The sequence below is a fragment of the Nioella aestuarii genome (assembly GCF_050896395.1).
Taxonomy (GTDB): domain Bacteria; phylum Pseudomonadota; class Alphaproteobacteria; order Rhodobacterales; family Rhodobacteraceae; genus Nioella; species Nioella aestuarii.
The window spans coordinates 42649-55712 of sequence record NZ_JBPBBA010000017.1; the positions used below are offsets into that span (position 1 = coordinate 42649).

The following is a 13064-nucleotide window of genomic DNA, read 5'->3' on the forward strand; positions in this document are numbered from 1 at the left end:
GTCAGAACTCCTGGTTCAGGGCGTCGGCCGCCGGGATTTCGCGTTCTCGCCGGGCGATATAGTCCAGAAGGGCCTCGTTCTTGGCTTCGTCCAGCCGAGGTTCTTCATATTCTCGCAACAGCTTGCGGGCGTGCGTAAGTGCGCGGGCCGTGATCTCTTGCGATCCTTCTGCAACCCATTGTTCGATGGAGTTGTTGTCGAACAGCTCCGGCATGAAGAAGGCCCGCTGAAAATTTTCCTGAGTATGCGGGTGGCCAAGGTAATGCCCGCCGGGACCAATATCAGAGACCGCCGCGATCCCCTCGTCGAAATCGTCCCACCGTGGTCCTTCTGCCATCCGGTAAGCCATGGCGCATTGCTCTGCATCCACCACGAACTTGGCCACGGAGCAGTGCATTCCGGCCTCGTTCCAGCCCGCCGAATGCCAGATGTAATTCGCGCCCGAGTGCATCACCGCCGACAAGGTCGTCGCGCTTTCATAGCCTGACTGCGCGTCGAAGGTCTTGGCCCCGCCAAGCGTGTTCGAGGTGCGCCAGGGCACACCATAGTGCCGCGCCATCTGGCCGATCATGAAATTCATCAGGCTGATCTCTGGCGTGCCTGCCATAGGTGCCCCGGACTTCATGCTGACGGTCGAAAGGTAGTGACCGTAAATCGCCGGGCAGCCGCGCCGGATCACCTGCGTGTAGGCCAGCGCCGACAGCGCCTCAGCATTCAACTGCGCAACAGCGGGCGCAACGGAGGCGGGCGTGTTGGCCCCACCCAGAACGAAGGGGCTGCAAAGGACCGGCTGGTTGCGCTTACAGAACGCCCGCATCGCGCCCAACATGGTTTCATCCCAGACAAGCGGGCTGTTGCCGTTGCAATTACCGGTGGTGACGGGGTGGGTTTCGAGGAAGTCATCCCCGAACAGGATCGCGCACATCTCCATCACGTCTTCGGCGTTCTTCGGGCTTGTGGTCATGCCCATGAAGGTCTTGTCCGAGTGTTTCATCGAGGAATAGGTGATCCTCAGATGTCGCTGGCTGATCGGGTGGTCGTAAGGTTCCACGATGTGATGCGCGCTGGAATGCAGCGCGGGCGACATGTGGCTGAGCTTGTGGAACATGGCGAGGTCTGCAAGCGTCGGGTTCCTTCGCACATCATCCAGATCCCGCAGGAAGGGCGCGCCGGTCATCGGTACGAAGATCGCGTGCCGCCCGCCAAGCCGCACGTTATGGGCCGGGTTGCGGGCATGATAGGTGAAGTCGGCAGGGATGGTCTGGATCAGCTCGCGCACCAGCCCGCGGTCCAGATGCACCCGGTCGCCCCGCACATCCGCGCCCGCGCGTTTCCAGTCCGCCAGTGCAATATCATCGCGGAACACAACACCCACGTTTTCGAGGATATCCATCGAAGCGTTGTCGATCCGCTCTACCTGCGATCCGTCCAACACCTCGCAATGCGGCAGGCCGTTGACCAGCCCCGGCAGCATTCGGCTATCGGTGACCATCCGCTGACTGCGGCGGGCATTGCGGCCTCCGGCGCGGGTGCGGGGTTTGAGGGCGGTATCGGACATCGGCGGTCTCCATCCTGAGGGTGGAACTACTTGACCGCGCTTCACCTCTCCGGTCCTGCCGGAAAGCGAAACGCCCTTGCAGGATACGACATGCGATGGCCTCGCCAACGAAAAACGGCGGCCCATTGGGGACCGCCGTCTTGCTGAACTCTCGCCCCCGATCAGGCGGCGTCTTCGTGCGGATGCTTGCCAAGGATGATCATGCCAAGCAGATCGTCATCGGTCACTTCGTTCACATTGACCGTGCCGACCAGCTGACCGTTCTTCATCACACTGGCACGGTCACAGAGGTTCATGACCTGATGCACATCATGGTCAATGAGGAAGATCCCGATGCCTTCGGCCTTGAGCTGCTGGATCAGCTCGGCCACCATCTGGGTTTCATGGGGGCCCAGCGCCGCGGTCGGTTCGTCCATGATCAGGATCTTGGCATTGAAATAGACCGCGCGGGCAATGGCAACCGACTGTCTCTGACCGCCGGAAAGCGCCGAAACAGGGGCCGAGAACTTCTGAAAGTTCGGATTGAGCCGCCCCATGATCTTGCGCGTCTCTGCCTCCATTGCCGCATCGTCGACCAGCCCAAGCGGCGTGACCAGTTCACGACCAAGGAACAGGTTCGACGCCGCATCGAGGTTATCGGCCAGTGCAAGTGTCTGGTAGATGGTCTCGATATTGTGCGCCCGCGCGTCGCGTGGGTTGTTGATCGTCACCTTCTCTCCGTTGATGAAGATCTGGCCACCATCGGGTTGATAGGCCCCCGACAGCATCTTGATCAGCGTCGACTTGCCCGCGCCATTGTGACCGAGCAGGCCCACGACCTCGCCGGGTTGCAGGTCGACCGTTACATGGTCAACCGCCTTGATCCCGCCGAACGAGATCGACATGTCGCGCATTTCTACGAGTGGTGCGGTCATATCAGTGATCCCCCGTGCGTTTGCGGTAGATGATGTCAATCAGTACGGCCGCGACCAGCACAACACCGACAACAATGTTCTGGTAGGGAGCATCGACGCCAACCATGGCCATGCCCGATTGCAGCGACTGCATGATCAGTGCCCCCAGGATTGCGCCATGAATGGTGCCGAGACCACCCGAAAGGGCCGTGCCGCCGATAACCGCCGCCGCGATGACGCGCAATTCATCAAGCGTGCCGATATCGTTGGTGTGGTTGGCCAGACGGGCCGAAGCGACAACCGCCGAGATCGCACAGAGAGCACCCATCAGGGCAAAGATCTTGACCGTTAGCATACGGGTGTTGATCCCCGACAGCTCTGCCGCATCCGGGTTGCCACCGGTGGCGAAGATATAGCGGCCAAGCCGGGTACGACGGGCCAAAACGGTCATCGCAATGGCGATCCCGATCAGCAGCAGCACCGAGATCGGCAGGCCATAGGTGGTGGTAAACCCTTCGGGCATGACCTCGCCCCGTGCCTCGAACATGCGACGCAGGCGGGCGGCAGGGATTTCGTAGGAGTTGAGAACCCAGATAAAGCCCATAATGGCTGCGGCAACAATTGCTGACAGGGTCAGTTCAGCCCAGACCGGCTTGACCGGGAAGCCATGGCCGGCCTTGCTGCGACGCCCGTTCCACATTGCAGCAATCGCAGCGATTGTCAGAACCGCGCCAACGATCCACGAAAGGTTCGGCCCAAGCGTGCCGTTGATGCCTCCGAAAGCCATAAAGGTCTCATCCAGCGGGCCAATGGTCTGACCACGCGTCAGGAACCAACCGACATTCCGCCAGACCAGAAGACCGCCAAGCGTCACGATGAAGGCCGGAATGGTCAGGTATCCGACAAGGTAGCCGTGAAAGGCCCCGATCAGCGCACCGGCGGCGATGCCGACGACAATGGTGATCGGCGCGATCAGCGGGTGGCCAAGCCCGAGCCCCATCATGTTGGGCAGGATATCAGTCTGAGTTATCGCCATGATCGCCGAACACGTGGCCAGAAGTGCGCCAACGCTCAGGTCGATGTGACGGGTGACGATGATGAAAACCATGCCGCAGGCCATGATGGCCACAGAAACGGTTTGGATCGTCAGGTTGAAGATATTGCGCGGGGTCAGGAAGCGGCCTTCCGTGAAGAAATCGAACCCGATGCAAAGGATGATGAAGGCGCCAACCATACCCAATAGACGCGTATCCAGCTCTAACTGCTGGACGAAGCTCTTGCGCTGCGAGGGGATTGGCTGAGACGTGGTGTCGGTCATGTCCGGACTCCAGAGTTCAGCGTGTCTGGTGGTGATACGCCCCTGCGGAGCGGGGCGTATCGGATGCTACACTATGCAGTGTATCACAGTTTTAGCTACAAGGCGCGGGGCCGTCGGTTACACCCTGGCAGAGCGTTTCCAGATCGATCCAGCCTGCGTCCACGACGACGCTCAGGTTCTCGGCGGTGATCGGAACCGGTGCGAGGAACATCGAGGTCATGGTGGTGCCGCCGGGGCTGGTCCATTCCATGGCACCTTCGACGTCACCCATTGCGGTCCCCTGTGCCAGAGCAACGGCGATTTCGCCTGCTGCACGGCCCAGATCACGGGCGTCTTTCCACACCGACACGGTCTGGGTGCCCAGGGCCACACGGTTCAGAGCGGCATGGTCGCCGTCCTGGCCGGAAACCGGGATACCTTCCATGCCCTGCGCGGTCAGAGCGGCAACAACACCACCTGCGGTGCCGTCATTCGAGGCCACGACAGCGTCAACGCCGTTGTCGGTCGCGGTCAGGATCTGCTCCATGTTGCGCTGTGCGTTGGCAGGCAGCCAGCCATCGGTATAGGCCTCGCCCACGATCTCGATCTCACCGGCATCGATTGCGGCTTGCAGGACTTCCTGCTGACCGCCGCGCAGGAAGTCTGCGTTCGGGTCAGTGGGTGAGCCCTTGATCATGACGTAACGGCCAGAGGGCGCTGCTTCCAGAACCGCGCGGGCCTGCATCCGGCCAACTTCGACGTTGTCGAAGGTCAGGTAGAAGGCACGGGGGTCTTCGATCAGACGGTCATAGGCGATGACCGGGATACCTTCGTCGGCAGCGGCCTGGACGGCCGGGCCAATGGCAGCCGCGTCCTGCGCCAGGATGATCAGCGCATCAACGCCCTGAGCGATCAGGCTTTCGATATCGGACAGCTGCTTGGATGCGGACGACTGAGCGTCGGCCGAAATGTATTCCGCGCCTGCGGCTTCCAGGGCGGCAACGATGGCCGCTTCGTCGGTCGCCCATCGTTCTTCCTGGAAGTTGGACCAGCTAACACCAACGGTGATGTCCTGCGCAAAGGCAGCGGTGGTCATGGTTGCCGCAAACACCGTTGCTGCGGCTGCTTTCAAAAACTTCATGCTTTCCTCCCTGTGATACGTGGTCGGGGGCCATTTGGCCGAGTCCCGCCATGTCCCACCTTCCTACCACTATTTTTTTCAAAGATCAAATTAAATAATGATCGCCCCATGGCTGCGCGTGTCTCGAAGAAGCCAACACATCGCTTGCCGATTTATTTTTTTTAGTGAATTATACTTGTGGGAGGCCACAGTGGCAGGACATCAACGCACATCACTCGCGAATGATCAGCGCGAAAACGGACGCCAGCAAGTCTTTGAGGCAATCCGGCAAGCCGGTCGAATTGCGCGAATCGACATAGCCCGCGAAACGCAGGTCAGCCCGGCCACTGTCACCGCCATCACCTCGGAACTCCTGACCGCAGGTCTTATAGAAGAAATTACCCCAGAGAGTGATCGCTCCGGCGCGAAACGGGGGCGGCCCAGGGTGGCTCTCAAAATTCGCGGTGCCGCGCACCTGATTGCAGGCATCAAGATCTCTGACCGGTCCGCCACTGTGATTCTGGTGGATTTCGAAGGCCAGACCGTTGGTGAATACGACCACGAACTGCCCGGCCCGGTGATGTCCGCCGAAGAAATGGTAAGCCTCGTCAAACGCGCACTGTCGGGGGCTTGTGCCGCTGCCGGGCGTGACATGAGCGAAGTGTCAGGCGTTGGCCTTGGAATTGCCGGCCTGATCGACGCGGCGCGCAACTTCGTCTACTGGTCGCCATCGCTGGATCAACGCAACGTAGAGCTTGGGCGCATGTTGTCGGACGTGATGCCCGTGCCCTTCTTCATGGACAATGATGCCAATCTGGTCGCCAAGGCCGAACAACTCTTCGGCGAGGCGCGCAATGTCTCTGACTTCATAGTCATCACCATCGAACAGGGTGTTGGCATGGGCATCGTAATCGACGGGCGCATCTACCGGGGCGAACGCGGTTGTGGCGCCGAGTTCGGCCACACCAAGGTACAACTTGACGGGGCGCTGTGCCGCTGCGGTCAGCGTGGCTGCCTAGAGGCGTACGTGGGCGACTATGCACTCTTGCGAGAGGCCAATATTCGCGGCAGCGCGCAGCCCGAGGATGATCTTTCGGTGCTCTATTCCCGCGCCAAGGCTGGCGATGCGATGGCCAGATCCATTTTCGACCGGGCCGGACGGATGTTCGCCATGGGGTTGGCCAATGTGATCAACATATTCGACCCGAGCCTCGTGATACTGTCAGGTGAACAGATGACGTTCGACTTCCTCTATGCCTCGGATGTACTGGACCGGGTGAAATCCTCTGTGGTGCAGGTCGATGCTCCGCTGCCCGAGATCCGTGTCCATAAATGGGGGGACCTGATGTGGGCCAAGGGGGCGGCTGCCTGCGCGATGGAAGGGGTGTCGGACTTAACGATCCGCAACCTCGGTGCCGATGCGGCCTGAGCTTTGTCTCCCTGTCCTGCTGATTGCGACTGCCCCCGCCCTCGCGGATCCGCTTTTCGTGCCCCGGCCAATTGCGCCTCATAGCTACGAAGGCGGGTGGGAGCATTTCGTGGGCGGCGGCGTTGCAGCCTTTGATTGCAATGGCGACAGCCTGCCCGAGCTTTATGCCGCTGGCGGGGAAAATCCGGCACAGCTTTTTCTGAACGTTACCACTCCCGGCGGCGATCTGGAGTTCGCCACGGCACAAAGCACCCTGTCCATGACCGGCGTCATAGGGGCCTACCCTTTGGATATCGACAGCGACGGGATCATGGATCTCGCGGTGTTGAGGGTGGGGGAGAACGCCCTGATGCGCGGCCATGGCGATTGTCATTTCACCCCGTTCGAAGGGATCGGGTTCCAGTCCGATAGGCGCTGGACAACGGCCTTCTCCGCGACATGGGAGGCGGGCCAGAGCCTGCCCACCCTCGCCTTTGGCAACTACGTGGACCGGGATAACCCGGACGGGCCTTTCGAGGCTTGCGATACGAACCAGCTCTACCGCCCCGAGGGCGACAGCTATCCATCTCCACTGCCCCTGGACCCAGGTTTCTGCGCTCTGTCCATGCTGTTCACGGATTGGGGACGGCAGGGCCGTGCCGACCTGCGCGTGTCGAATGACAGGCACTACTACGTGCGCGGTGGCGAAGAACAGATGTGGGCGATGGAGCCGGTGCCGCGTCTCTATGGGCCTGAGGATGGTTGGAACAGCCACCAGCTCTGGGGCATGGGCATCGCCTCGCGCGATCTGGATGGTGACGGGTTGTCCGAGGTCTACCTGACCTCCATGGGTGATCAGCGCCTGCAATTGATGTCGGATGGGGCGCAGGGCCCGAGCTATCTTGACGCGCCTTACGAAAGCGGTGCCACGGCGCACCGACCTTATACGGGTGGCGATGGCAGGCCGTCGACCGGCTGGCATGCGGTATTCGGAGATGTGAACAATGACGGGTGGAGTGACCTGTTCGTGGCCAAGGGCAATGTGGAGCAAATGCCCGGCAGTGCCATGGAGGACCCAAATAATCTGTTGATGGGCGGCCCGGATGGTCATTTCACAGAAGCCGGTTTGGAGGCGGGCATCGCCAGCCTGCATCGCAGCCGCGGGGCGGCACTCGCAGACCTGAATGGTGACGGGCTTCTGGATCTCGCGGTGCTGAACCGGCACGCCCCGTTGGAACTGTATCAGAACGTGACAGAGGGGTCCGGCGGTTGGCTTCTGGTTACGGTATCCCAGGACGCCCCGAACCCCGACGCCATCGGGGCATTTGTGGAGCTCCGCGCGGGCGACAGGGTCTGGACACAAGAGATCACCGTGGGGGGCGGCCATGCAGGCGGCGTCTCGGGGCCACTCCATTTTGGAATTGGGGATGCGGAACCCGTGGAGCTCAGGGTGATCTGGCCCGGCGGTGACAGCAGCGACTGGCAGGTGGTCGCGCCGAACCAACCGGTGACGCTGTCGCGATAGGTCCGAGCCAGGCGCGACCAAGGATTTTGCAAAATCCTTGCAAGGGTCTTGCAAGACCCTTCCCCGCTACTGATCCACCGGCAGCCCGCTAGGCACCGTTGAAGGCACACCAAGCCGCCCGTCCGCGCCAGAGTGATCCGTCAGCGCCTGCAGAAACGCGACGAGATCCGCAATCTCAGCGTCGCTCAGTTCCATCGGCATCAGCTCATTCGCTGCGGCAATCGCTGCCATCTCTTCGGGGTCGTCCAGAATACGCCAGTCCTCGACCCCCGGCAATTCGGCCAGCACAGCCTGGCTCCGGTCATAGGCGTAGAGCGATCCGACCGGGTCAAGGTGGTGCCGGATGACCCCCTCCAGCGTCGCGTAGGCCCCCGCGTGCCCATAGGGTGCGGTCAACGCCACATTGCGCAGGCTCGGGGTGCGGAATGCATAGGCATCATCCGGATTTCCGGTGACACGCATCCGCCCCTCATCGCGGGCGTGGCTTTCGAACCGAGCCGCCTTGCCCGGCCCAATCTGCACCATGGCTATCGCGTGAAACCCATGGTCGGTCTGGAAACGGCCTGAATGGCACTCGGCGCAGCCCGCGACGCCATAGAACAATTCCATCCCACGCGACGCCGCATCGGGAAGCGCGGCTTCTCCGGCAAGAAACAGGTCAAACGGGCTGCGATCCGCGCGCCATTCGAACCGCATGAAGTCCGCGATGACATTCGAGATATCCGTGAAATGGATTGGCTCGCCCACCCCTAGAACCGCATCGAACCGCTGACGATGTTCCGGCACCGCCTCCACCCGCGCTGCAATCTGGTCCCAGGCCCCGCCCGAAAGCGACAGGTGCCCCATGCGCACGGCCTGTGAGATCGGGTTCTCGGAATAATGCCCGGCCATTTCATCCGCGGACAGCACGGGGAACATTGCCTGCGCAGACAGCACGGAATCGAACCCTTCCGCCATCGCGTCGCCTAAAGGGGTGCGGATGCCGTTGGGACGCGTCGGGTCGGCTTCCAACCGCCCGTCATGGAACATATGTGTGAACTCGGTGGCACCAAGATTGAACAGTGCCGGCGCGTTCCGGGGAATCCGCTGCTCGGGCATGTTGTCGGGGTCCGCTGTCCGGGCGGGACCAAGCCCATTTGCCCCGTCCCCGAGGGACAAAGACACCCCGTCAGAGGTGCCGAACCGCGGATGATGACAGGTGGCGCAGGCGACCTGTTCATTGCCCGACAGGATCGGGTCGTAGAACAACAGATGCCCAAGCTCCACGCGGGCAGGCTCGGTCTCGACGAACTCTGCGGGCGGAAAGACCGGTTGCGCCAGCAGGGGAAGCGGGATCAGGGCAAGTGGCAACCATTTCATTTTGGGACCTCCATGATCTCGACCGTCAGCCGCTGGCGATAGGGCTGATCCGGCGAGACGATGATCGAGGGGAATGTGGGGCAATTCACGGCATTGGGAAAGCCCTGCGGTTCCAGCGCGATCCCCGCCCATGGGGTGATGCGTTGGCCGTGATGGGCACCGTCAACCTCAGACAGCACATGCCCGGTATAGACTTGCAGCCCCGGTTGGTCCGACCACATGCGCAGGCGCATACCATTCGGGGCCAGAACCTCTGCCATCGGCTGTGCCGGGTCACGATCCTCGGGCAGTGCAAGATTGAGGTCAATCCCCTCAGCATCCGGGTCCCGGCGACCCAGAACCGCGCCTGCCCGGAAATCATAGCGCGTACCGGCAATGCCAACGATCGCCCCAGTCGGGATCAGATCCCTGTCGACAGGCGTATATCTGTCGGCTACGCAGATGAACCGCGCGACCTGCGCAAGCTTATCAACCCCGAGACTGTAATAGCTGTGTTGCGCCAGATTGATGGGCGTTGGCCGGTCTACCGTCGCAACCATGTCATAGGTGACGCGCGGGCCGTCCAACCGGACGGTCACCGTGAAATCGGCGCGTCCGGGAAAGCCCTCTTCGCCATCGGGCGAGCTATAGCTGAACTGAACGGCCTTTGCGCCTTCTGTCTCCGCCCGCCAGATCCGGGAATGCAGCCCCCCTGCCCCACCATGCAACTGGTGCGCATTTTCATTTGGGCTCAGGAAATGCTCCTGTCCTGCCAGCGAAAACCGAGCGCCCGCGATGCGATTGGCCACACGGCCTGCGATCACGCCCATATAGGTCGGGTTGCTGACATAGTTCGCAGGGTCGTCATAGCCCAGAACAACCGGCACCGAGGTGCCACTCAAGGGCACCCACCATCCTCGCGTGATACACCCTAGATTGAGGAGCGAGAGCACGACGCCCCCGTCCTCCAATCTAAACTCTCGGATATCACCGGGATCTGGCATTGCGCTCTCAGACGAAGCGGTTCACGACGTTCTCGAGATACTCCTGCTTTCCGGACACCGGGGCCGGATTGATCCCCTCTGCCTCGACGCGTGCGGCAATGTCTTCCAGCGTGCGTTCACCATTCAGCATCGCCTGCGCTTCCGGCGTGGACCATCCGGCATAGCGATCCTCGACAAAGCCCGGCAGGGTGCCGTCCTCTATCATCGCCGCAGCAGCTTTCAGGCCGCGGGCACAGACATCCATGCCCCCGATATGGGCAATCAACAGATCCTCGGGATCCAGCGACTGGCGACGCAGCTTGGAGTCGAAATTGGTACCGCCAGTCGTGAAGCCGCCATCTTGCAGGATGTGGTAATAAGCGAGCGCAACCTCCGGCACATTGTTGGGAAACTGGTCCGTGTCCCATCCGGATTGGTAATCGTTGCGGTTCATGTCGATCGAGCCAAGGATGCCAAGCGCCGAAGCCAAAGCAATCTCGTGCTCAAAGCTGTGGCCGGCCAGAATGGCGTGACCTTGCTCGATATTCACCTTCACCTCGCCCTCCAGCCCGTGACGCTTGAGGAAGCCGTAAACGGTGGCCACGTCGTAGTCGTACTGGTGCTTGGTGGGTTCCTGCGGCTTGGGTTCGATCAGGATGGTCCCTTCGAAGCCGATCTTGTGCTTGTACTCCACCACCATGTTGAGGAAGCGGCCGAACTGCGCGTCTTCTTGTGCAAGATTGGTGTTGAGTAGGGTTTCGTAGCCTTCACGCCCGCCCCACAGAACATAGTTCTCGCCGCCCAAACGATGCGTCGCATCCATACAGGATTTCACCGTCGCGGCGGCAAAGGCGAAGACATCCGGGTCGGGGTTCGTCGCCGCCCCCGCCATGAAGCGGCGGTTGGAGAACATGTTGGCAGTGCCCCAAAGCAGTTTGACGCCGGTCTGCTCCATCTTCTCGGCGAAGTAATCCGCGATCTGGTTCAGCGTATCGCGATTCTCGGCAAAGCTGGCGCCATCGGGGCGGATGTCAAAATCGTGGAAACAGAAATAGGGCACTTTCAGCAGGCTGAACATTTCGAAGGCCACGTCAGCCTTGAGCTTCGATTGCGCCATCGTATCGGCTGGGAACCACGGGCGCTCAAAGGTCTGCCCGCCAAAAGGGTCGTTTCCCGGCCAGACGAAGTTGTGCCAGTAGCAGGCGGCGAAACGCAGGTGGTCTTCCATGCGCTTGCCCATGACGATCTCGTCGGGGTTGTAGTGGCGGAAGGCCAGCGGGTTGGCGCTATCGGCGCCTTCGAACGGGATTTCGGTGATATCGCGGAAAAAGCCGGTGCTCATGTCAGTGCTGCCTTAATAGAAGGATAGAGGGCGCGGTAGCGGGCATAGCTTTCGTCATAAGCTGATTGCAGGTCACTACGCGGGTCGATGGTTTCCGCCACTTGCGGAGGTGTCATTGTGTCGTGAAGATCGGCGCCGTCCGCGACCATGGCCAGCCGCGCCGCACCAAGCGCCGCACCGAAATCTCCCTTGGCGGGCAGGCGCAGGGGCAGGTCCAGGATGGTGGCAAGGCTTTCCAGCCAGAACCGCGATCCGGTGCCACCGCCGATGGCCAGAACGGAGTCTAGGTTGGTGCCGGTAGACTTCAGAGCCTCGAGCGAATCCCGAAGGGCAAAGCTGACGCCTTCCATGACGGATTGGGCCAAGTTTTCCTGGCTGGAACCGATGTCGAGACCAACGAATGCGCCGCGGATATCGGCGTCGTTGTGTGGGGTTCTTTCGCCCGAAAGATAGGGCAGGAACAGCGTGCCCGACGGGCCGGTGATGGTGTCGGGCAACCGACCCGCAAGCGTGGCGGGGCTGTCGTTTAGTGTTTTGGCCAGCCAGTTCAAACAGTCGGTCGCGGCCAGGATCACGCCCATCTGGTACCATGTGTCAGGCACCGCGTGGCAAAAGCTGTGGACGGCGGTTTCGGGGGCCGGCGCGAAGCTGTCCTTTGCCGCTAGTAATACGCCAGACGTACCAAGCGACACGAAGCCGTCGCCTTCGCGGAAGCAGCCAACGCCGCAGGCCGCAACGGCATTGTCCCCGCCGCCACCGGCCACCACAACGGGGCCCGAAATGCCCCATTCGGCGGCCAGCTCGGCGCGCAAATGGCCCGAGACCTCGCTACCCTCCACAAGACGCGGCATCTGATCCGCGCGCATGTGACCTGCGTCCAGCAGGGTTTGCGACCATTCCCGTTTTCCCACATCCAGCCAGCTTGTGCCTGCCGCATCGGACATATCGGACACGTGTTCACCAGTCAGCCAGAAACGCAGGTAATCCTTTGGAAGCAGGACCTTGGAGACTTTCGCGAAAACCTCTGGCTCGTGCTTCTCAACCCAAAGAAGCTTGGGCGCAGTGAAGCCAGGGAAAACGATATTGCCCGACAAGTCTCGCACATTTGGGGCGGCATCGAGCACCGCCGCCTCAGAGTTGGAACGGGTGTCGTTCCACAAGATGCAGGGGCGAAGGACATTATCAGATGCATCAACCAAGGTCGCGCCGTGCATGTGGCCAGACAGACCAATGCCACGCACGGCGGACAGGGCCTGTGATGCCTCTGCCTTCAGCTTGGCCACGGCGGCGCGGCAACAGTCGATCCAGTGGGCCGGATCCTGTTCGCTATGGCCCGGCGCTGGATGGCTGACGGGGGCGGCGTGTTCGGCAGCGGCGACAAGTGTGCCGGCGGCATCGACAAGCACGGCGCGCAGCCCTGACGTGCCCAGATCAAGTCCGAGATACATGAGTCCTCCCACGGCACCCTCCCCGGCACCGCATTTATTTTTATGTCTAAATTAATTTCACGTAGAACCGTGCGAGTCAAGTCCCCGCGTCCGCCCGATGGCCGAAAACACCCGGTGCCACCCGTTCGCGCCCCGTACACCCCCTGTGCATA

General features: G+C 61.4%; 10 protein-coding genes. 2 read left to right on the forward strand and 8 right to left on the reverse strand.

Going from position 1 to position 13064, the window contains the following annotated elements:
* Position 1: 1 nt before the first annotated feature.
* From ACROHD_RS11330 to xylF, 4 genes are all read right to left on the reverse strand, one after another.
* Positions 2–1558 (reverse strand): trimethylamine methyltransferase family protein, encoded by a 1557-nt coding sequence (locus ACROHD_RS11330; protein WP_432677931.1) that lies wholly within the window; start codon positions 1556–1558, stop codon positions 2–4.
* A 161-nt stretch (positions 1559–1719) separates the two neighbouring features.
* A complete protein-coding gene (locus ACROHD_RS11335; RefSeq protein ID WP_432677932.1) occupies positions 1720–2472 on the reverse strand; it encodes an ATP-binding cassette domain-containing protein in 753 nt (250 codons plus the stop codon).
* Position 2473: 1 nt separating this feature from the next.
* Positions 2474–3769, reverse strand: coding sequence for a sugar ABC transporter permease (locus ACROHD_RS11340; protein WP_432677934.1), 1296 nt, complete (start codon positions 3767–3769; stop codon positions 2474–2476).
* 91 nt (positions 3770–3860) lie between these two features.
* A complete protein-coding gene (gene xylF, locus ACROHD_RS11345; RefSeq protein WP_432677935.1) occupies positions 3861–4889 on the reverse strand; it encodes a D-xylose ABC transporter substrate-binding protein in 1029 nt (342 codons plus the stop codon).
* A gap of 190 nt (positions 4890–5079) precedes the next feature.
* On the opposite strand from xylF, the gene ACROHD_RS11350 reads away from it, so the two are divergent.
* Positions 5080–6297: an ROK family transcriptional regulator gene (locus tag ACROHD_RS11350; protein ID WP_432677937.1), complete on the forward strand. Its 1218-nt coding sequence runs from the start codon at positions 5080–5082 to the stop codon at positions 6295–6297.
* Positions 6287–7801, forward strand: a complete 1515-nt coding sequence (locus tag ACROHD_RS11355; RefSeq protein WP_432677963.1) for a CRTAC1 family protein — start codon at positions 6287–6289, stop codon at positions 7799–7801. Before ACROHD_RS11350 ends, ACROHD_RS11355 begins: the two co-directional genes overlap by 11 nt.
* A gap of 66 nt (positions 7802–7867) precedes the next feature.
* Here ACROHD_RS11355 and ACROHD_RS11360 read toward each other — a convergent pair whose 3' ends face one another.
* From ACROHD_RS11360 to xylB, 4 genes are read right to left on the reverse strand one after another with little or no spacing between them, the layout of a single operon-like run.
* Positions 7868–9160, reverse strand: coding sequence for a cytochrome-c peroxidase (locus tag ACROHD_RS11360; protein WP_432677938.1), 1293 nt, complete (start codon positions 9158–9160; stop codon positions 7868–7870).
* Positions 9157–10143: an aldose epimerase family protein gene (locus ACROHD_RS11365; RefSeq protein ID WP_432677939.1), complete on the reverse strand. Its 987-nt coding sequence runs from the start codon at positions 10141–10143 to the stop codon at positions 9157–9159. Before ACROHD_RS11365 ends, ACROHD_RS11360 begins: the two co-directional genes overlap by 4 nt.
* A gap of 7 nt (positions 10144–10150) precedes the next feature.
* Complete coding sequence (gene xylA, locus ACROHD_RS11370) at positions 10151–11464, reverse strand: xylose isomerase (RefSeq protein WP_432677940.1); 1314 nt, start codon at positions 11462–11464, stop codon at positions 10151–10153.
* Positions 11461–12912, reverse strand: coding sequence for a xylulokinase (gene xylB, locus ACROHD_RS11375; protein WP_432677941.1), 1452 nt, complete (start codon positions 12910–12912; stop codon positions 11461–11463). Before xylB ends, xylA begins: the two co-directional genes overlap by 4 nt.
* Between the last annotated feature and the right edge of the window lie 152 nt (positions 12913–13064).